The organism is Cupriavidus agavae, assembly GCF_004217045.1.
GTDB lineage: Bacteria > Pseudomonadota > Gammaproteobacteria > Burkholderiales > Burkholderiaceae > Cupriavidus > Cupriavidus agavae.
Genome location: NZ_SGXM01000007.1, coordinates 19,958 through 40,093, shown reverse-complemented (window position 1 = coordinate 40,093; position 20,136 = coordinate 19,958). Strand labels below are relative to the sequence as shown.

The 20,136-nt window shown below is 68.3% G+C and carries 17 protein-coding genes; 6 read left to right on the top strand and 11 right to left on the bottom strand.

The genetic code is table 11. From position 1 onward, the window contains the following. Nucleotides 1-182: 182 nt before the first annotated feature. Complete coding sequence (gene ychF, locus EV147_RS20330; RefSeq protein WP_130393041.1) at nucleotides 183-1,274, bottom strand: redox-regulated ATPase YchF; 1,092 nt, start codon at nucleotides 1,272-1,274, stop codon at nucleotides 183-185. Between the two features lie 162 nt (nucleotides 1,275-1,436). Between ychF and EV147_RS20325 the strand changes: the two genes are divergently transcribed. The 5 genes from EV147_RS20325 to EV147_RS20305 all read left to right on the top strand — a co-directional run bounded on the left by EV147_RS20325 (nucleotide 1,437) and on the right by EV147_RS20305 (nucleotide 8,984). Continuing rightward, on the top strand, nucleotides 1,437-2,699 hold the full coding sequence (locus EV147_RS20325; protein WP_130393040.1) for a UbiH/UbiF family hydroxylase: 1,263 nt from the start codon (nucleotides 1,437-1,439) through the stop codon (nucleotides 2,697-2,699). Between the two features lie 101 nt (nucleotides 2,700-2,800). Beyond that, complete coding sequence (locus EV147_RS20320) at nucleotides 2,801-3,559, top strand: DsbC family protein (RefSeq protein WP_130393039.1); 759 nt, start codon at nucleotides 2,801-2,803, stop codon at nucleotides 3,557-3,559. 95 nt (nucleotides 3,560-3,654) lie between these two features. Continuing rightward, nucleotides 3,655-4,656 (top strand): acrylyl-CoA reductase (NADPH), encoded by a 1,002-nt coding sequence (acuI, locus tag EV147_RS20315; RefSeq protein ID WP_130393038.1) that lies wholly within the window; start codon nucleotides 3,655-3,657, stop codon nucleotides 4,654-4,656. Between the two features lie 68 nt (nucleotides 4,657-4,724). Further along, nucleotides 4,725-6,539: a M61 family metallopeptidase gene (locus EV147_RS20310; protein ID WP_130393037.1), complete on the top strand. Its 1,815-nt coding sequence runs from the start codon at nucleotides 4,725-4,727 to the stop codon at nucleotides 6,537-6,539. 69 nt (nucleotides 6,540-6,608) lie between these two features. After that, entirely contained in the window at nucleotides 6,609-8,984 is a 2,376-nt protein-coding gene (locus EV147_RS20305) for an FUSC family protein (protein ID WP_130393036.1), read from the top strand. Nucleotides 8,985-9,057: 73 nt separating this feature from the next. Here the strand turns inward: EV147_RS20305 and EV147_RS20300 are convergent, their stop codons facing one another. Next, nucleotides 9,058-10,383 carry an ABC transporter ATP-binding protein gene (locus EV147_RS20300; RefSeq protein WP_130393035.1) on the bottom strand — a complete coding sequence of 442 codons (1,326 nt, stop codon included), beginning with the start codon at nucleotides 10,381-10,383 and terminating at the stop codon, nucleotides 9,058-9,060. Between the two features lie 25 nt (nucleotides 10,384-10,408). Continuing rightward, a complete protein-coding gene (locus EV147_RS20295) occupies nucleotides 10,409-12,151 on the bottom strand; it encodes an ABC transporter permease (protein ID WP_130393034.1) in 1,743 nt (580 codons plus the stop codon). 267 nt (nucleotides 12,152-12,418) lie between these two features. Between EV147_RS20295 and EV147_RS20290 the strand changes: the two genes are divergently transcribed. After that, complete coding sequence (locus EV147_RS20290) at nucleotides 12,419-12,706, top strand: acylphosphatase (protein WP_130393033.1); 288 nt, start codon at nucleotides 12,419-12,421, stop codon at nucleotides 12,704-12,706. On the opposite strand, the gene EV147_RS20285 is transcribed toward EV147_RS20290, so the two are convergent. The 8 genes from EV147_RS20285 to rpe all read right to left on the bottom strand — a co-directional run bounded on the left by EV147_RS20285 (nucleotide 12,703) and on the right by rpe (nucleotide 20,041). Then, nucleotides 12,703-13,470: a uracil-DNA glycosylase gene (locus tag EV147_RS20285; RefSeq protein WP_130393032.1), complete on the bottom strand. Its 768-nt coding sequence runs from the start codon at nucleotides 13,468-13,470 to the stop codon at nucleotides 12,703-12,705. The two genes, EV147_RS20290 and EV147_RS20285, sit on opposite strands and share 4 nt — an antisense overlap. A gap of 8 nt (nucleotides 13,471-13,478) precedes the next feature. Further along, the gene (locus EV147_RS20280; protein WP_130393031.1) at nucleotides 13,479-14,111 is read right to left on the bottom strand and encodes a CYTH domain-containing protein; all 633 of its coding nucleotides are present in this window, start codon (nucleotides 14,109-14,111) and stop codon (nucleotides 13,479-13,481) included. Between the two features lie 12 nt (nucleotides 14,112-14,123). After that, the gene (trpC, locus tag EV147_RS20275; RefSeq protein ID WP_130393030.1) at nucleotides 14,124-14,927 is read right to left on the bottom strand and encodes an indole-3-glycerol phosphate synthase TrpC; all 804 of its coding nucleotides are present in this window, start codon (nucleotides 14,925-14,927) and stop codon (nucleotides 14,124-14,126) included. Between the two features lie 6 nt (nucleotides 14,928-14,933). Beyond that, complete coding sequence (gene trpD, locus EV147_RS20270) at nucleotides 14,934-15,962, bottom strand: anthranilate phosphoribosyltransferase (RefSeq protein ID WP_130393029.1); 1,029 nt, start codon at nucleotides 15,960-15,962, stop codon at nucleotides 14,934-14,936. 65 nt (nucleotides 15,963-16,027) lie between these two features. Beyond that, a complete protein-coding gene (locus EV147_RS20265; protein WP_130393028.1) occupies nucleotides 16,028-16,597 on the bottom strand; it encodes an aminodeoxychorismate/anthranilate synthase component II in 570 nt (189 codons plus the stop codon). Nucleotides 16,598-16,614: 17 nt separating this feature from the next. After that, a complete protein-coding gene (gene trpE / locus EV147_RS20260; protein WP_130393027.1) occupies nucleotides 16,615-18,135 on the bottom strand; it encodes an anthranilate synthase component I in 1,521 nt (506 codons plus the stop codon). 468 nt (nucleotides 18,136-18,603) lie between these two features. After that, a complete protein-coding gene (gph, locus tag EV147_RS20255) occupies nucleotides 18,604-19,338 on the bottom strand; it encodes a phosphoglycolate phosphatase (protein WP_130393026.1) in 735 nt (244 codons plus the stop codon). Between the two features lies 1 nt (nucleotide 19,339). Next, a complete protein-coding gene (gene rpe, locus EV147_RS20250; RefSeq protein WP_130393025.1) occupies nucleotides 19,340-20,041 on the bottom strand; it encodes a ribulose-phosphate 3-epimerase in 702 nt (233 codons plus the stop codon). Nucleotides 20,042-20,136: the final 95 nt, after the last annotated feature.

The following is a 20,136-nucleotide window of genomic DNA, read 5'->3' as shown; positions in this document are numbered from 1 at the left end:
TATACATCTTCTTCGGCCTGGCGCAAGATTCATATACACGCCCGTATTCACTTACGCAGCGCCATCAGGTGTCGTTGCATGCAACGAGCTGAAATGAAAAAGCCCCGTATCTACGGGGCTTTGCGTCAATTTCAGTGATGCATCTGCAAGCAGATGCAATCGCCTGAAATGGTTTGCTCGAATCAGACGTTGAACAAAAAGTTCATCACGTCGCCATCATGCACCACGTATTCCTTGCCTTCGGCGCGCATCTTGCCGGCTTCCTTGGCGCCGGATTCGCCCTTGTACTGGATGTAGTCGTCGTAGGCGATGGTCTGGGCGCGGATGAAGCCGCGTTCGAAGTCGGTGTGGATCACGCCGGCGGCCTTGGGGGCGGTGTCGCCGATGTGGATCGTCCAGGCGCGCACTTCCTTCACGCCGGCGGTGAAGTACGTCTGCAGGCCCAGCAGCTTGAAGCCGGCGCGGATCACGCGGTCCAGGCCCGGTTCACTCATGCCGAGGTCGGCCAGGAACTCGGCCTTGTCGGCGTCGTCGAGGTCGGCGATTTCGGCCTCGATGGCGGCGCAGACGGCCACGACCGGGGAGTTGGTCTGCTTGGCGTACTCGCGCACGGCGTCGAGGTGGGGGTTGTTCTCGAAGCCGTCTTCACGCACGTTGGCCACGTACATCGTGGGCTTGGCGGTGATCAGGCAGAACGGGCGGATGGCTTCCCATTCCTCGGGTGCAAGATCCAGCGTGCGCACGGCCTTGGCCTGGTCCAGCACGGCCTGGGCCTTCTCCAGCACGGCCACCAGGCGCTGCGCTTCCTTGTCGCCGGCGCGGGCCGGCTTGATGTAGCGGGCGTGGGCCTTCTCGACGGTGGCCAGGTCGGCCAGCGCCAGTTCGGTGTTGATGACCTCGATGTCGGACAGCGGATCGACCTTGCCGGCCACGTGGATCACGTTTTCGTCCTCGAAGCAGCGCACCACGTGGGTGATGGCGTCCGTTTCGCGGATGTTGGCGAGGAACTGGTTGCCGAGCCCTTCACCCTTGGAGGCGCCGGCCACCAGGCCAGCGATGTCCACGAACTCGACCGTCGCCGGCAGGATCCGCTCGGGCTTGACGATCTCGGCCAGCTTGGCAAGCCGCGCATCCGGCACTTCCACGACCCCGACGTTGGGCTCGATGGTGCAGAACGGATAGTTTTCGGCGGCGATGCCGGCTTTCGTCAGGGCGTTGAACAGCGTGGACTTGCCGACGTTGGGCAGGCCGACGATGCCGCATTTGAGGCTCATGGTGTCAGGCTGGAAATGGCGAAACCCGTATTCTAGCGGATGGGCGTCCCCGGCCGAGGGGGTTTGCGCGGGGCGCCCTGCGCAATGCCGCCCCCGTCACGTCGCTATAATCCAGCCATGTCCGGACCCGCCGCGCCGGCGCCTCGCGCCGCCGCCATATATATGTCGTCGAATCCAACCTCCCGCTTCCAGATCGCCGTCGTCGGCGGTGGCATTGTCGGCAAGGCGTGCGCGCTGTTGCTGGCCCAGCAGGGCATGCAGGTGGCGCTGGTGGCGCCCCGGCCCGTGGCCGGCACCGCCCGGACCGGCGAGGACGACTGGGACAGCCGCATCTACGCGTTCTCGGCCAGTTCGCAGGCGCTGCTCGAACGGCTGAGGGTCTGGGAGGCCCTCGACCCGGCGCGGGTCCAGCCGGTGCGCGACATGCGCATCTTTGGCGACGAGAGCGCCGGCGAGGACCGGCCGTCGCCGCATGGCGACCTTCATTTCTCGGCCTATGCCGCCGCCGTGCCGCAACTGGCATGGATCATCGAATCGGGCCACGTCGAGCGGGTGCTCGATACCGCGCTGCGCTTCCAGCACCAGGTGAAATGGTTCGACGAGACCGCCGACGAGCTGGCGCGCGATATCGACGGTGTCACGCTGACGCTGGCCAGCGGCGCCCGGGTGCGCGCCAACTGCGTGGTGGGCGCCGACGGGGCGCGGTCCTGGGTGCGGCAGCAGTGCCACATCGCCACCACGCAGCGGCGCTATCGCCAACTGGGCGTGGTGGCCAACTTTACTTGCGAATTGCCCCATCAGGAAACGGCGTGGCAATGGTTCCTGGGCGCGCCCGAGAAGCTGATGGCCGACGAGGAGCCCGCCAACGGCGAGATCCTGGCGATGCTGCCGCTGCCCGGCAACCGCGTGTCGATGGTCTGGTCCGCCGACGAGGCCCATGCGCGCGATCTGCTGGCGCTGTCGCCCGAGGCACTGGCCGCCACGGTGGCGCAGATGGCCAGCGGCGCCGTGGGCGCACGGTTCGGCGCCTTGCGTTGCATCACGCCGGCGCAAGGTTTTCCGCTGGTGCTGCAGCGTGCCGAGCAGTTCGTGATGCCGCATATCGCGCTGGTGGGCGATGCGGCGCATGTGGTGCATCCGCTGGCCGGGCAGGGCATGAACCTGGGCCTGCGCGACGTGGTGGAACTTGGCCGCGTGATGGCCGACAAAGAATCGTTCCGCCCCGAGGGCGACCTGCGCCTGCTGCGCCGCTACGAGCGGGCGCGCGCCACGGACCTGCTCTCGCTGACCGCCGCCACCGATGGGCTGCACCGGCTGTTCTCGCTGCCCGGCACGCCGGCCCGGATGGTGCGCAACCTGGGCATGCGCGCCGTGGGCGGTCAGGGGCTGCTTAAGCGTTTTCTGATTGGCCGGGCGCTGGGCTAGGCGGACAATCCCGGCAGGGGCCGCCGTGGCGGCCCGCCGCCTTCCGAATCACCGATCTATCCGGGCCGGCGCCTGACCGGCCTTCCGAAACTGGAGTCACTATGCTGCAACTGTTCCGCCGCCGATCCGCCCGCGTTGCCACCCTCGCCGCGCTGGCGGGCGGTGTGGCCGCCGCCGGATACGCCCTTCACGCGCTGGCCGCGGACGAGCCGGGTACGGACAAGATCAAGGCGTCGATCCAGAAGATGCTGGGCGGCCGCGCCGAGGTCAAGGGCGTGACCAAATCGCCGCTGCCGGGCCTGTACGAGGTCAATGTCTCGGGCCAGATCGTCTATACCGACGCCAGCGGCCGCTATATCCTCAACGGCGAGCTGATCGACACCAGGACCAATACGAACCTGACCGAAGAGCGCCTGGCCGAGATCAACAAGATCAAGTGGGCCGACCTGCCGCTGGCGCGCGCCATCAAATGGACAAAGGGCGATGGCAGCCGCACCGTGGCGGTGTTCTCCGATCCGAACTGCGGGTATTGCAAGAAGATCGAGCAGACCTTCCAGCAGATGGACAACATCACGGTCTACACCTTCCTGTACCCGGTGCTGTCGCCCGATTCGACGGTCAAGTCCAGGCAGGTCTGGTGCTCGGCGGACCGCACCAAGGCCTGGCGCGACTGGATGCTGAACCACACCGCGCTGAGCGGCAACGGCAGTTGCAGCACGCCGGTCGACCAGAACCTGGCGCTGGGGCAGAGCCTGAACATCAATGGCACGCCGGCGGTGTTCTTCACCGACGGCACGCGCATTCCCGGCGCGGCCGACGCCGCCACGCTCGAACGCAAGCTCGCCAGTTTGAAGAAATAACGATGCCGGACTGATCCGGCTGCCCGAAGCGGCCGGACCAGTCCGGCCGTTTTGCATGGCGACGCGCACCACATATTCATAACGGAGACACCGACATGACGTTCCAGGCACTGCTGCTGACCCAGGCCGATGGCAAGACGCAGGCGGAAGTGACGCGGATCGACGAAAACCAGCTGCCCGAGGACGGCAACGTGCTCGTGGCCGTCGATTATTCGACGATCAACTTCAAGGACGGACTGGCGATCACGGGCCGCTCGCCGGTGGTGCGCAAATGGCCGATGGTGGCCGGTATCGACGGCGCCGGCACGGTGCTGTCCTCGGACGATCCGCGCTGGAAGACCGGCGAGCGCGTGGTGCTGAACGGCTACGGCGTGGGCGAGACCCACTGGGGCTGCCTGGCGCAGCGCGCGAAGCTCAAGGGCGAGTGGCTCGTGAAGCTGCCCGACGCGTTCACCACGCGCCAGGCGATGGCGATCGGCACGGCCGGCTACACGGCGATGCTGTCGGTGCTCGCACTGGAGCGCGGCGGCGTGAACGGCCCGGTGCGGCCCGGCGATGGCGACGTGCTGGTCACGGGCGCCTCGGGCGGGGTGGGATCGGTGGCGATTGCCATCCTGTCGAAGCTTGGCTATCGCGTGACCGCCTCGACCGGCAAGACCGGCGAGGCCGATTTCCTGCGCGCGCTGGGCGCCGCCGAGGTCATCGACCGTGCCGAACTGGGCGTGCCGGGCAAGCCGCTGCAGAAGGAGCGCTGGGCGGCGGTGGTCGATTCGGTCGGCTCGCACACGCTGGTCAATGCGTGCGCGCAGGTGCGCTACGGCGGCGTGGTCACGGCGTGCGGGCTGGCGCAGGGCATGGACTTCCCGGCGTCGGTGGCGCCGTTCATCCTGCGCGGCGTGACGCTGGCCGGCATCGACAGCGTGATGGCGGCGATGCCGCTGCGCGAGACCGCGTGGAAGCGGCTGGCGCAGGACCTTGCCCCCGACCGGCTGCAGGCCATCACGCGCGAGATCAGGCTGGCCGAGGCCGCCGACGCCGGCCGCAAGATCGTGGAGGGCGGCATGCGCGGCCGCGTGGTGGTGGACGTGAACGGCTGACCGCGACAGAGTCTGCGCGGAGCGACGTTCCCGCCGCCTTTCGGAACGGGGCGCTACAATTCGCAACCATGACGCCGATCCGCTACGCCATCGCCCCGCTTCAACCCGAAGCCCACCTGTTCGCCGTCACCGTGACGGTGGATGTTCCCGACGCTGCCGGCCAGGTCTTCACGCTACCCGCGTGGATTCCCGGCAGCTACATGATCCGGGATTTCGCCCGCAACATCGTGCGCATCCGCGCCGATGCCGGCGGCGTGCCCGTGCCGCTGACCAAGCTCGACAAGCAGACCTGGCAGGCCGCGCCGCTGGCCGCCGGTGCCGGTCCGCTGACGCTGAGCTACGAGGTCTACGCCTGGGATTTGTCGGTGCGCGCCGCACACCTGGACACCACGCACGGCTTCTACAACGGCAGCTCGGTGTTCCTGCGCGTGGTGGGCCAGGACGACCAGCCGTGCACGGTGGACATCCACGCCCCGGCCGGCGAGCGCTTTGCCGACTGGCGCGTGGCCACGTCGCTGCCCGAGGCCAGGGGTCAGGGCGGCGCGCGCCGCTACGGCTTCGGCCGCTACCAGGCCGCCGACTACGACGAACTGATCGACCACCCCGTGGAGATGGGCACGTTCGAGCTGGCCAGCTTCCGGGCCTGCGGCGTGCAGCACGACGTGGTGTTCACGGGCCGCGTGCCGCAGCTCGACATCCAGCGCGTGTGCCGCGACCTGAAGCAGATCTGCGAGGCGCAGATCCGGCTGTTCGAACCGCGCACCGCCCGGGCGCCGATGCTCGACAGCAACCGCCGCTACGTGTTCATGACCATGGTCACGACCGATGGCTACGGCGGACTGGAACACCGCGCCAGCACGGCGCTGATGTGCGCCCGCAACGATCTGCCGGTCAAGGGCAGCAGCGAACAGAGCGAAGGCTATCGCACGTTCCTGGGCCTGTGCAGCCACGAATATTTCCACACCTGGAACGTCAAGCGGATCAAGCCGGCGGCCTATGTGCCGTACCAGCTGGCGCAGGAAACATATTCGCCGCTGCTCTGGCTTTTTGAAGGTTTTACGAGCTACTACGACGACCTGATCCTGGTCCGCACCGGGCTGGTCACCGAGAAGCAGTACGTGGACATGCTGGCCAAGACCTGGAACGGCGTGCTGCGCGGCAACGGCCGGACCAAGCAGAGCGTGGCCGAGAGCGCCTTCGACGCGTGGACGAAATACTATCGCCAGGACGAGAACGCGCCGAACGCCATCGTCAGCTACTACACCAAGGGGTCGCTGGTGGCACTGGCGCTGGACCTGACGATCCGCGAGAAGACGCGTGGCCGCAAATCGCTGGACGATGTGATGCGCGCGCTCTGGCAACGGTACGGGCGCGACTTCTACGCGCCGGGCGCCCGCCAGCGCGGCGTGACCGAGGCCGAAGTCCATGCGCTGTTCGACGAGATTTCGGGCCTGAAGCTCGGCAGCCTGCTGCGCGCGCTGACCGAGGGAACGGGCGAGATCGGCCTGGCGCCGCTGTTCCGCGCGTTCGGCATCCGGGCCGAGACGCAGAAGCCGGCGGCCACGGCGGCGCTGGGCATCAAGACCCGCACCGAGGATGGCTGGGTGCGCGTGACGCAGGTGCTCGACAACGGTGCGGGGCAGCGGGGCGGACTGTCGGCCGGCGACCTGCTGGCCGCCGTGGATGGCCTGCGCGTGGCACCGGGCCAGCTCGACAAGCTGCTGGGGCGCTACCGTCCGGGCGATGACGTGGCGCTGCACGTGTTCCGGCGCGACGAGCTGCACGTGCTGCCGGTGACGCTGGCGCGCGAGCCGGCTGTGCAGTACAAGGTGTCCGTCGAGGCTGACAAGCATGCGGGACGCTCGCGCTGGCTCGGCCAGTAACCTGCCTGTCGGGGTGCCGTCGCCCGCGAGGTGACGGTATCTGCACCCATTCACCGGCCGCATCGTTTCATGGAATACGCGCACGATCCCCGCACGTTCCTCTACTCGCACTACCTCTACCGGGGTCTGCGCTCGGCCACGGGCGTGATCGGCATCACGCTGGCCGCCATGCAGTTCCTCGACCTGCCCAGCGCCATGGTGGTGTCGGTCGGGGCGCTCTGCACGAGCCTGATGGACCTGCCGAACCCGCTGAACCACAAGTTCAACGAGATGCTGGCCAGCGTGCTGCTGTGCACGGCGGTCACGGCGATGGTGGCGCTGGTCACGCCGTTCCAGCATGCGCTGCCGTTCGTGCTGGTGCTGGTCACGTTCATGGCCGGCATGCTGACGGTGTACGGCAACAAGACCATGTCGCTGCAGTTCTCGATGCTGTTCGTCATGACGCTGACCAGCGGCGAGGAACTGGGCGTGGAGCAGGCGCTGGTGCATTCGGCCCAGTTCGGGATCGGCGCCCTGTCGTACCTCGTCTATGCGATGGGGGTGAGCTGGGTCACCGAGCGCCGCACGCGCCAGCAGGTGCTGGCCGAATCGCTCTACGAGATGGCGAGCTTCCTCGACATCAAGGCGGCCTTCTACGACGCCGGTACCGATTACGAGGAACAGTTCAACCGGCTGGTACGCCAGCAGAGCGTGGTGGCCGAGCGCCAGCAGGCGGCGCGCGACATGGTGCTGCGCGGCAACCGCACCCGGCATGACGGCCTGCTGGTGCAGGTGCACCTGCGCATGCTCGACCTCTACGAATTCCTGCTGTCGACCAATACCGACTATCCGCTGCTGCGCCAGACGTTCGGCGGCACGCCGGTGCTGGACGGCCTGCGCCGGCTGGTGCAGGGGCTGGGCAAGGACCTGGAAGAGATCGCCTACGACATCACGCGCGGCAAGCCGTCGTACAGCGCGTTCGACTACGGCGCGGACCTGCGCGCCGTCGAGTCGGAGATCGACCAGTTGCGCCACCACCATGTGTCGCCGGTGGCGATGGCTGCACTGCAGGAGACGCTGGAGATGATCCGCGGCGCCATCACGCTGCTGGGGCAACTGCACGAGGCGTCGCGCACGCCGGTGGAGCCGGCGCAGGTCCTGCCCGGCTCGGACATGACGCCGTTCCTGACGCGGCAGCGCTACGAGCTGGGCGTGATCCGCGACAACCTGCACTGGCGCTCGCCGGCCTTCCGCTTCGCCATGCGCATCACGCTGGCGGTGGCGGTGGGACTCTGGATCGGTGAGCGCCTGCCTTATTCATCACACGGCTACTGGATCCTGCTGACCATCGTGGTGATCCTGAAGCCCAACTTCAGCATGACGCGCCAGCGCTACAAGGACCGGCTGATCGGCACGCTGATCGGCTGCGTGATCAGCGTGGCGGTGCTGCGCTGGGTGCAGGCGCCGCTGGTGCTGATCGGCATCCTGTACGTGGCGCTGGCCGCCAGCATGGCGTTCGTGACGATCAAGTACCGCTACTCGGCCATTGCCTCGTGCGTGCAGGTGCTGATCCAGATCAACCTGCTGCTGCCGGGCAGCCAGACCGTAGTGGGCGAACGGCTGGTGGACACGATCATCGGCGGCGTGATCGCGTCGGTTTTCAGCTTCGTGCTGCCGAGCTGGGAGTACCGCTCGATTCCCAAGCTCGTGGAGAACGTGCTGCAGGCCAACCGCCGCTACATTGCCGCCACGCGCGACCTGCTGACCCGCAAGGCGCCCGACGACTTTGCGTACCGGGTGCAGCGCAAGCAGTTCATGGACAACCTCTCGACGCTGATCGGCTCGGTCCAGCGCATGCTCGACGAGCCGCGCAGCCACCACCGGGCCGCCGACAACCTGAGCCGCTTCATCAACCAGAACTATCTGGTGGCCGCGCACGTGGCCGCGGCGCGCATCCAGGTGCGGCAGTACTACGGCGAGCTGGATATCCCGGCCGCCGAGGCTGCCATCGTGCAGGCTACCGACGCCGCGCTGCGATCGCTGACGCTGGCCAGCGAGCGGCTGGCGGGCGAGGCGCGGCATGAATCGACCGGCGTGGGGTTCGTGCGCAGCCCGGCCGAGGCTGCCGTGGCCGGGGTGGATCTGGTGCACGAGACCGCGCCGTCCACGGCCGCCGATGCCGCCGCCGACGACGCCAGCGAGCGCCGCGCCCGCATCGCCGACTCCGCCGATCGCCGCCGCGCCGACGAACTGGTGCAGGCCGCCGCCGCCGGGGAGATTGGCGCGGACGAGCCGCTACAGAAATCGCAGGAAGAAAGCGCGGCCTCCAAGGCCAGTTCGTCCGGCCGCGCCGCCAACGCGCTGCTGGAGCGCCGGTTGCGCGCGCTGCGCGAGGACACGGCCAAGATCGCGCTGCGGACCGGGGCCATCGGCCACGCGGTCAGGACGCCGCTGCGGAAGCGGTAGCGTTCGTCCCACCGCTTTTGTTTTCTCCCCTCTGCCGCGTTGCGGGAGAGAGGGCCGCAAGCCAGCGCCAGACTTACGCCGAAGGCACCAGATCGGGCAGCATCAGCATGCCGCTGTGCAGCGAATACCCGTACACCTCGCCGAAGCGTCCCCAATCGATGGCGATGCGCAGCACGGTTTCGGCTTCCTCGGGCTTCAGGTACGCCTCCAGTTCGCGCAGTACCGCTTCCTCGCCCACTTCCCCGTGCTCACTTTCCTCCAGTTCGCGGCGGATATGGGCGGCCAGCGCCACGTGGGCCAGCAACTGCTTGCCGAACAGCACCTTGCGTTCGGGCGGCGGGGTCTGATAGTAGACGCGGCCCAGCGCGGTGGCCGAGATGTCGCCGCGTTCGATGTGCGCCAGGCCGAGCAGTTGCATGGCTTCGCAGGCGGGCAGCAGGTCGTCGTCGGTCAGGCCCGCTTCGGCGGCCAGGTGCGGCAGGTCGGCGCGGCCGAAGAACGGGGATTCGTGGAGCAGGTCGAGCACGGCTTCCATCTGGCCGATGTCGGCGTCGGGCAGGCGATAGCCCAGCGCCTGCGCGGCGGTGGCGGCCGGCACCCGCGGCCCCGGCGTGGCCGGCGAGGTCATCAGCGTGTAGACCTCGTCGACCAGCGCGCGCACCTGGGCGTCGTCGCGGTTGCGGGGGCGCGGGAACGGCACGGGCACCTCGGCACGCACGCGGCCCGGATCGCTCGACAGGATCACGATGCGATCCGCCATCATCACCGCTTCCTCGATGTTGTGCGAGACGATCAGGATGCTGCGGATGTTGGCGCGCCCTGACTGCCACAGGCCCAGCATCTCGTCGCGCAGCGTCTCGCCGGTCAGCACGTCGAGCGCCGAGAAGGCTTCGTCCATCAGCAACAGGTCCGGCTCGGTCACCAGCGCCCGGGCAATGCCCACGCGCTGGCGCATGCCGCCCGACAGCTCGCGCGGCAGGGCGCTGTTGAAGCCCGACAGGCCGATCATGTCGATCGCCGCCTCGGCCCGCCGCGTGCGCTCCGGCCCGGCCACGCCCTGGGCTTCGAGGCCGAGTTCGACGTTCTGCTGCACCGTCAGCCACGGGAACAGCGCGAACGACTGGAACACCATGGCGATCCCCTCGGCCGCCCCCTGCAGCGGCCGGCCCCGGAACTGCACGGTGCCACGGTCCGCGCCGACCAGCCCGGCCATGATCCGCAGCAACGTCGATTTGCCCGAGCCGGATTTGCCGAGCATCGCCACGATCTCGCCCTCGCGCAGCGTCAGGTCCACGCCTTCGAGCACCGCGCGGTCGGCACCGTCGGCCGTGCGGAACATCTTGCCCACCCCCTCGAGCGCAATGACCGGGGCTGCCTGGGTGTTGTCATGCAGAGCCATCGTCGTTTCCTTAAAACTTGGCGCTTCAGAGCCGGTTGCGTGACTGGGCGAGGTCGAACAGCCGGTTCCAGACCAGCCGGTTGCAGCCCACCACGAACAGCGCCATCACGCAGATGCCCAGCGCGATGCGCGGAAAGTCGCCGCGCGCCGTCATCTCGGCGATGTAGCTGCCGAGGCCGGTGGCCACGAGCGTGCGGTCGCCCCAGGTCACGTACTCGGACACGATGCTCGCGTTCCACGAGCCCCCCGCCGCCGTGACCAGCCCGGTCAGCAGGCTCGGGAACACGGCCGGGATCAGGAAGCGCCGCCACAGCAGCCAGCCCCGCAGCCCGAAGTTGCGCGCGGCCAGCCGCAGCTCGGCCGGGATGCCCGACGCGCCGGCCACCACGTTGAACAGGATGTACCACTGGGTGCCGAAGATCATCAGCGGGCTGAGCCAGATCTCGGGGTTCAGGCCGAACCGGACGATTGCCATCACCGCCAGCGGGAACATCAGGTTGGCCGGGAACGCCGCCATGAACTGCGCGATGGGCTGGGCAATGCGCGCGGCGGCGGGGTTCAGGCCGATGCGGATGCCGATCGGCACCCAGACCAGCGCCGCCAGCGCGATCAGCACCACCACGCGCAGCATCGTCAGCGCGCCGAGCCAGAGCACGTGCAGGGCCTCGGCCCAGCCCACCTCGCCCTGGACGAAAAGCACCACGCGCCAGAGTGCGGCCAGCGCCACGGCGACGATCAGTGCGTCGCGCAGGCGGTCGAGCCACGGGTGCCATCGGGCGGAAACCTGGGGCCGGGCCACCACGCGGCGCCGGCGTGCACTCCACGCCAGCGTGCGTGCGGCCAGCGCGGCGGTGCGCGCGAGCAGCGCGTGGACCCAGGCCGAGCGGCGCAGCAGGTTCAGCAGCCACGATTGCGGGGCGGCGTCCTGCGCCAGCGTCTCGAAGCGGAACCGGTCGGCCCAGGCCACGAGCGGCCGGAACAGGAACTGGTCGTAGATCAGGATGCCCACCAGCATGGCCAGGATTGCCCAGCCGATGGCGGCCAGGTCCTGCTGCTGGATCGCCAGCGCAATGTACGACCCGATGCCGGGCAGGCGGATGTCGCGGCCCGAGACGGAAATGGCCTCGGACGCCACCACGAAGAACCAGCCGCCCGACATCGACATCATCATGTTCCAGAGCAGGCCCGGCATGGCGTACGGCACTTCGAGCCGCCAGAAGCGCTGCCATGCCGAGAGCCGGAACATCGTGGCGGCTTCGAGCAGGTCTCCCGGGATGGTGCGGAACGACTGGTACAGGCTGAACGCCATGTTCCACGCCTGCGAGGTGAAGATGGCGAAGATTGCCGCGCACTCCACCCCGGCGAGGTTGCCCGGGAACAGCGCGATGAAGCCGGTCACGGTGACGGACAGGAAGCCGAGCACCGGAATGGACTGCAGGATGTCCAGCGCCGGCACCATGATCTTCTCGGCGGTGCGGCTGCGCGTGGCCAGTGCGGCGAACGCGAACGAGAACACCAGCGAGGCTCCCAGCGCCGCGAGCATGCGGATGCTGGTGCGCATCAGGTAGTAGGGCAGCCAGCCGGGTTCGAGGTGGATGGCCAGGTCCTGGCCGGGCTGGTAGGGCACGTGCATCTGCTGCGCGGCGTACGCGACGATCACGATCACGGCCAGGATGATCGGCAGCAGCGCGAAGTCGAACCGGTTCGGCGGCGCGGTCAGCAGCGGGGCGGTGTAGCCCGGGGGCGGGGTGCGGGGCGTTGGTGGCATCGATACGCCTTTGGGTTTGCTCCCCTCTCACGCAAGGCGGGAGAGGGGTTGGGGGAGAGGGCCAGCGCATCCAGCCCTGACCAGCGTGGCCAAGAACGTACGGCTTGCCCTCTCCCCCGCCCCTCTCCCGCAGGCCGGGAGAGGGGAGACCACCAACGGTGCGCGAGGCGGCTGGGGGTGAGGGCCAAGGCGTCGTATGCTCCTGACACCTGCCCCAACCCTAACGCCCAAACCGACTAGGTAGTTTACCTAGGTAAGGAGTTTTTCATGACAGCCCCCTCGGAAACCTGGCACCTGTTCGCCCACGGCCGCGTGCAGGGCGTCGGCTATCGCGCCGCGTGTGAGGCATGCGCCACGTCACTCGGTCTGACGGGGTGGGTCAGGAATCGCACCGATGGCACGGTGGAAGTGGTCGCCACGGGGTCGCCGGACCAACTGGCGGCGCTGCGGCGCTGGATGGAACAGGGGCCGCCGGCGGCGGAGGTGGCGAAGGTCGATCAGGAAAGCGTGGCGCCCCAAACCTTCGCCGCGTTCACCTTCGGCCCGACCGCCTAGGCATTCAGCCAGTCAATCCCCGGCCGCCCATGCCCTTCCAGCCACTGATTGGCCTGCCGGAAATGCCCGCATCCCAGGAACCCGCGATGCGCTGACAGCGGCGACGGATGCGGCGCTTCGAGCACGCAGTGGGTTTGCCCGGCGAGCAACGCCCGCTTGGCCTGCGCATGGCTGCCCCAGAGCATGAAGACGAGGTTAGGGCGCGCGGCGGCCAGCGCGTGGATCAGGCAGTCGGTCACCGCTTCCCAGCCGCGCTTGGCGTGGCTGGCCGCGTTGGCTTGCTCGACGGTCAGCACCGTGTTGAGCAGCAGCACACCCTGGCGCGCCCAGCCTTCGAGGTTGCCCGAGGCGCGCACTGGTTCCACGCCGTATTCGGCGCCGATTTCCTTGAAGATGTTGCGCAGGCTCGGCGGCACCTTGATGCCGTCGGGCACCGAAAACGCCAGCCCGTGGGCCTGCGGGATTTCCTTGCCGCCCACCGTGCCGGTGCCGTGATACGGGTCCTGGCCGAGGATCACCACCTGCACCGCCTCGGGCGGCGTCAGGTGCAGCGCGTGGAAGACCGTATGCGGGAACACTGGCTTGCCGGCCGCGCGTTCGCCATCGACAAAGGCGCAGAGCGCCCGCCAGTCGGCATTGCCGAGGCAGGGGGCCAGCAGCTTGCGCCAGCCGGCGGGCAGGGCATCGACCTGTTCCTGCAGGCTGGCCACCGCTGCGGCGGGGGAGGAAAGCGGGGTGTCGGTGGCGAAAAGATCGGTCTGCATCGAACGGCTCAGGCGGAAGGGGAGGAAGGATCGGAGAGCCGGTAGCCGCGTGCGGCCTTGCTGAGGTCGGAGGGCGTCAGCGCGGCCGCCTGGCCGAGCCGTTCGCCGAGGGCGCGCAGCGCGGCCACGCCGGTGGCATCGTCAGCGCCATCGCGCGGCAGCCATTCGAGTTCGAGTTCCTGGATGCGCTCGGCGCTCCCGTTGCCGGGCGCCGTGATCGAGCCGGTATCGAGCGCCGCCTCGATGCGCTCGCCATCCTGTTCCACGATCCAGATGCGGCGTGTGAAATCGGTCCGGAACACCGGCGCCAGGCCCTGCAACGGCGCCAGCACGGCGCGCGCCTCGTCCGGAAAGCGGTCGAGGTCGATCGCTTCGCCGCCGATCTCGGTTTCCCACTCGTGGCGCGCAGCCAGCCCGCCGCTGCTGGTGCCCGCCGTCTTCAGTGTCTGCAGCCACTGCTGGCCCTTCTTGCGCAGCCGCAGCGCGGCGCGGGCCCGCGCCAGATCGCGCGCGGGCGTGTCGAGGTAGACGTTCAGCAGCGTCGTTTCGCCCCGCGCCTGCCCGTTGGCGTCGAGCCACGCGGCCACGGCGGCCAGCGCGGCGTCCGGGACGGCGAGTTTCAGTTCGAGTTCGATGGCCATCGATGCAACCGCTCAGGCAAACAGCCGCGCCAGTTCCACGCCCGGTTCCGGCGCGCGCATGAACGCCTCGCCCACCAGGAACGCGTTGACGTTGGCATCACGCATGCGCTGGACATCGGCCGGGCCGAGGATGCCCGATTCGGTCACCACCAGCCGCTCCGCCGGCATCTGCGGCAGCAGGGCCAGCGTGTTGTCGAGCGACACCTCGAACGTGCGCAGGTTGCGGTTGTTCACGCCCACCAGCGGCGTCCGGAGGCGCAGCGCGGCGTCGAGTTCGTCGGCGCCGTGAACTTCCACGAGCACGTCCATGCCCAGTTCGTGCGCGCAGGCTTCGAGTTCGGCCATCAGGCCGTGGTCGAGCGCGGCCACGATCAGCAGGATGGCGTCGGCCCCCCAGGTGCGGGCCTCGTAGACCTGATACAGGTCAACCATGAAGTCCTTGCGCAGCGCGGGCAGCGGGCAGGCACCCCGGGCGCGCTTCAGGAAATCGGCGTGGCCCTGGAAGAAATTGACGTCGGTCAGCACCGAGAGGCAGGCCGCGCCGTGCGTGGCGTAGCTTTCGGCGATGGCTTCGGGCACGAAGTTCTCGCGCAGCACGCCCTTGGACGGCGACGCCTTCTTGACCTCGGCGATCACCCCGGCGTGGCCGGCGGCGATCTTGTCGCGCAGCGCGCGTTCGAAGCCGCGCGGCGCCAGGCCCGGTTCGGCGCGCAGCGCTTCGGCCTCGGCGCGCAGGCTGGGGAGATCGCGCTTCTTGCGCGCGGCGTTCACTTCGTCGGCCTTGACGGCCAGGATCTTGTCGAGAATGTCGGACATGGCGATTTACTTGAATTGCTGCGTGGCGCGCACGAACTGGTCGAGCTTCTCGCGGGCGGCGCCGCTGGCGATGGCCTCGCGGGCGCGTTCGATGCCGTCTTCGATCGAGCTGGCCACGTTGGCGGCGTACAGCGCCGTGCCGGCATTCAGCGTGACGATCTCGCGCGGCGTTCCCGGCACGTTGCCGAGCGCTTCCAATAGCATTTCCTTTGATTCCGTGGCGTCGGCCACCTTCAGGCCCCGGTTCGAGATCATCGACAGGCCGAAGTCTTCCGGATGGATCTCGTACTCGCGCACCTCGCCGTCCTTGAGTTCGCCCACCAGCGTGGCGGCGCCCAGCGAGACCTCGTCCATGCCGTCCTTGCCGTAGACCACGATCGCGTGCCTGGCGCCCAGCCGTTCCATCACGCGCACCTGGATACCGACCAGGTCGGGGTGGAACACGCCCATCAGGATGTTTGGCGCATCGGCCGGGTTGGTCAGCGGCCCCAGGATGTTGAAGATCGTGCGCACGCCCATCTCCTTGCGGATCGGCGCCACGTTCTTCATGGCCGGGTGGTGCGTGGGCGCGAACATGAAGCCAATGCCGGTCTGCTCGATGCACTGGCCCACCTGGTCGGGCGTCAGCAGGATGTTCACGCCGAGCGCTTCGAGCACGTCCGCGCTGCCCGATTTGGACGAAACGCCACGGTTGCCGTGCTTGGCGATCTTCGCGCCAGCGGCGGCGGCCACGAACATCGACGCCGTGGAGATGTTGAACGTGTGCGAGCCGTCGCCGCCGGTGCCCACGATGTCGACGAAGTTCTCGCGGTCGCTGACGCTCACATGGTTGGCGAACTCGCGCATGACCTGCGCGGCGGCCGAGATCTCGCCGATCGTCTCTTTCTTGACGCGCAGGCCGGTCAGGATGGCGGCGGCCATCACCGGGCTGATCTGGCCCTGCATGATCTGCCGCATCAGATGCAGCATCTCGTCATGAAAGATCTCGCGGTGCTCGATGCAGCGGGTCAGCGCTTCCTGGGGCGTGATGGACATGGCGGTTTCTTCAATTTTTTGGGCAGGGGCGGCGGAGGGGGCGTAGGCGGTGAAGTCGGCGCGCCTCATCGCGGGGCCTTGATGAAATTGGCCAGCAGCGCATGGCCGTGTTCGGACAGGATCGACTCCGGATGGAACTGCACGCCCTCGACGTTCAGCGTCTTGTGGCGCACGCCCATGATCTCGCCGTCGGGTGTCCAGGCCGTGACTTCCAGGCACTCGGGCAGCGTCTCGCGCTCGATGGCCAGCGAATGATAGCGCGTGACGTCGAAGTGCCGGGGCAGGCCGGCGAACACGCCTTCCTGCGTGGTTTCGATCTGGCTGACCTTGCCATGCATCACCTGCTTGGCGCGGATCACTTTTCCGCCAAATGCCTCGCCGATGGCCTGGTGGCCCAGGCACACGCCCAGCAGCGGCTTCCTGCCGGCGAAGTGCTTGAGCACTTCCACCGAAATGCCGGCTTCGCGCGGGCTGCACGGGCCGGGCGAGACGCAGATGTGGTCCGGGTTCAGCGCCTCGATATCGGCGATCGTGATCTCGTCGTTGCGGTAGGTCCGCACGTCGGCCCCGAGTTCGCCGAAATACTGGACGAGGTTGTAGGTGAACGAGTCGTAGTTGTCGATCATCAGCAGCATGTCATCTCTCCCGGGGCTCAGAGGTCGGCGTCCAGGCCGTCCTGGACCTGTTCTGCGGCGCGGATCACGGCACGCGCCTTGGCTTCGGTTTCCTTCCATTCGGCTTCGGGGTCGGAATCCGCCACGATGCCGGCGGCGGCCTGCACATAGAGGTTGCCGTCCTTGATCACGCCGGTCCGGATGGCGATTGCCAGGTCCATTTCGCCGCCGAACGAGAGGTAGCCCACGGCGCCGCCGTAGATGCCGCGCTTGCGCGGTTCCAGCTCGTCGATGATTTCCATGGCGTGCACCTTCGGCGCGCCGGACAGCGTGCCGGCCGGGAACGTGGCGCGCAGCACGTCGAGGTTGCTGATGCCGTCGCGCAGCGTGCCTTCCACCGAGCTGACGATGTGCTGCACGTGCGAGTACTTCTCGATCACCATCTTGTCGGTGACCTTGACCGTGCCGGTCTCGGCAATCCGGCCGATGTCGTTGCGCGCCAGGTCGATCAGCATCACGTGTTCGGCGATCTCCTTCGGGTCGTTGAGCAGTTCGTGGGCCAGTTGGGCGTCGCGCTCGGGCGTGCTGCCGCGCGGGCGGGTGCCGGCCAGCGGGCGGATCGTGACGATGCGCGCGGTGTCGCCGTCGCCGTTCGTGCCGCCCACCTTGCGTGTCTCCTGCCGCACCAGGATCTCGGGCGAGGCGCCCACCACCTGGAAATCGCCGAAGTTGTAGAAATACATGTACGGCGACGGGTTCAGCGAGCGCAGCGCGCGGTACAGCGACAGCGGCGAGTCGCGGTACGGCTTCATCAGGCGCTGGCCCACCTGCACCTGCATCATGTCGCCGGCCATGATGTACTCCTTGGCCTTGTGCACGGCGCTCAGGTAGTCGGCCTTGGCGAACTCGCGGTAGACGTCGGTCTGCACCGAGGGGCTCGTCACGGGCACGTCCACCGGCTGGCGCAGCTTCATGCGCAGCTCGCGCAGGCGCTGGCGGGCGCGCGGATAGGCCTCGGGCGTGGTCGGGTCGGCGTAGACGATCAGGTAGAGCTTGCCGGAGAGGTTGTCGATGACCGCCAGTTCCTCGCACAGCAGCAGCTGGATGTCGGGCAGGCCCAGGTCGTCGGGCTTCTGCGTGTCGGCCAGCTTCTTCTCTATATAGCGGACGGCGTCGTAGCCGAAGTAGCCGGCCAGGCCGCCGCAGAAGCGGGGCAGGCCCGGGCGCAGCGCCACCTTGAAGCGCTGCTCGAACGCGGCGATGAAGTCGAGCGGGTTGCCCTCATGGGTTTCCACGACCTTGCCGTCGGTGACCACCTCGGCGCGCTGGCCGTAGGCGCGGATCAGCGTGCGGGCGTGCAGGCCGATGAACGAGTAGCGGCCGAAGCGCTCGCCGCCGACCACCGATTCCAGCAGGAAGGTGTTCACGCCGCGTGTCTGCGACTGGGCCAGCTTCAGGTACAGCGACAGCGGCGTTTCCAGGTCCGCCAGCGCCTCGGCGATGATCGGAATGCGGTTGTAGCCCTGGTCGGCCAGCGATTTGAATTCGAGTTCGGTCATGTCGTTCCTCTCTTGCGGCGCCGGCCGGTCAGGTCGGGTCAGGCGGCACCGGGATGCTGTGTCGGCGGGGCAGGCGACAACCCGCCCCTGGGGCGGTCCGTGGTGCACATGACAATGCCGCGCACACGGCCAGGGGGTGGCGTGTGGCGCGTTCTCGAGGCTAACCGTAGCACAGGCGCACAAGCGCGAGCCGGACTACGGTGCTGGCGGAGGATTCTGCCGGGAAGGCCGGTCGCCGCCTGGGAGGGGGACCGGTCCGGCGGAGCCTGCGGGCCGCGCAATTCCGCGCGTGGTGGCGCGGATCGGCAATGCCCGGCAAGCCCGTCAGGAAACTCGCGAACGCACTTTACGCCTGTTCAGAGGCGCGCCAGCGACGCCAGGGCCAGGCCTGCCGATCACTGCCAGAAAAGATGCGTTTGCGGTTGAGGAACATTGATTGGTGTTCGGCTTCGGAGGAAGTCATCAGCATCAGATTCGACGCTGCGCACCCAGCAGGGCCGCAACGCGAACGATGTCGGGGACTATACCATCGGCGTCAACGGCTTGTACAGGGTTGCCATGGTTGTAGCCATAGGGCATCAACAGCACCCCCATGCCGGCTGCGCGGGCCGCCCGGGCGTCGTTTTCGGAGTCGCCGATGGCCAGCACGGCCGCCGGATCGAGCCGGAATGCCTCGGCCACCTTGAGCAGCGGGAACGGGTCGGGCTTGCGCAGCGCGAAGGCATCGCCGCCGTAGACCACCTCGAAATACTGGGCCAGGCCGGTCTTGGCCAGCAGCGGCTCGGTGAAGTTCCAGGGCTTGTTCGTCACGCAGGCCATGCGCAGTCCCAGCCGCTTGAGCGCCGCCAGGCCCTCGCGCACATTCGGGTAGACATTGGAGAACTGCCCGTTGATGCGCACGTACTCGCGGTCGTAGAGCGCGTAGGCGTCCGCGAACAGGCCGTTGGCGTGCAGCGGGCTGAAGCGGGCGTCCAGCACGCGGCGGATCAGGTTTTCCGAGCCCTTGCCGACGAAGCTGACGATCTCGGCGGCCGACATCGGCGCCACGGACCCCAGGTGCGGGTGCTGGTGCGCCAGCGCCAGCAGCATCGCGTTGACGGCGGCGTGGAAGTCGCCGGCGGTATCGACCATGGTGCCGTCCAGGTCGACGATCACCGCCTGGATGCCGCTCCAGTCCGTGCGGCGCAGGATTTCGTCGGCCATCTTACTTGCCAACCGTCGCCAGCTTGTCGCGGAACGTCCGGATGATGCCCTGGTAGCCGCCGTCGGCATCCGGCTTGCCGAATACGGCGGAGCCGGCCACGAAGGTGTCGGCGCCGGCCGCGGCGATCTCGGCGATGTTGTCGGGCTTCACGCCGCCGTCCACTTCCAGCAGGATCTGGCGGCCGGTGCGGGCCGTGTATTCATCGATGCGGGCCCGCACGGCGCGCAGCTTGACCAGCGTCTCGGGGATGAACGACTGGCCGCCGAAGCCCGGGTTGACGCTCATCAGCAGGATCACGTCCAGGCGGTCCATCACGTGGTCCAGGTGGTGCAGCGGCGTGGCCGGGTTGAACACCAGGCCGGCCTGGCAGCCGTGGTCGCGGATCAGCGCCAGCGAGCGGTCGATGTGATCGCTGGCTTCCGGGTGGAACGTGATGATGTTGGCGCCGGCCTTGGCAAAGTCCGGGATGATGCGGTCCACCGGGCGCACCATCAGGTGCACGTCGATCGGGGCGGTCACGTGCGGGCGGATGGCCTCGCAGACCAGCGGGCCCACGGTCAGGTTGGGCACATAGTGGTTGTCCATCACGTCGAAGTGGATCCAGTCGGCGCCGGCTTCGGTGACGCGGCGCACTTCCTCGCCCAGGCGGGCGAAGTCGGCGGACAGGATGGACGGGGCGATACGGTAGGTGGGGTGGCTCATGGCTAGGCTCTGGAAGCGGGGCGGCACGGGGCCGGCGCGGCATCCGCCGCGGGAATGGCGCGTATTTTACGCCCAACGGCGCCCATCCTGCCCGG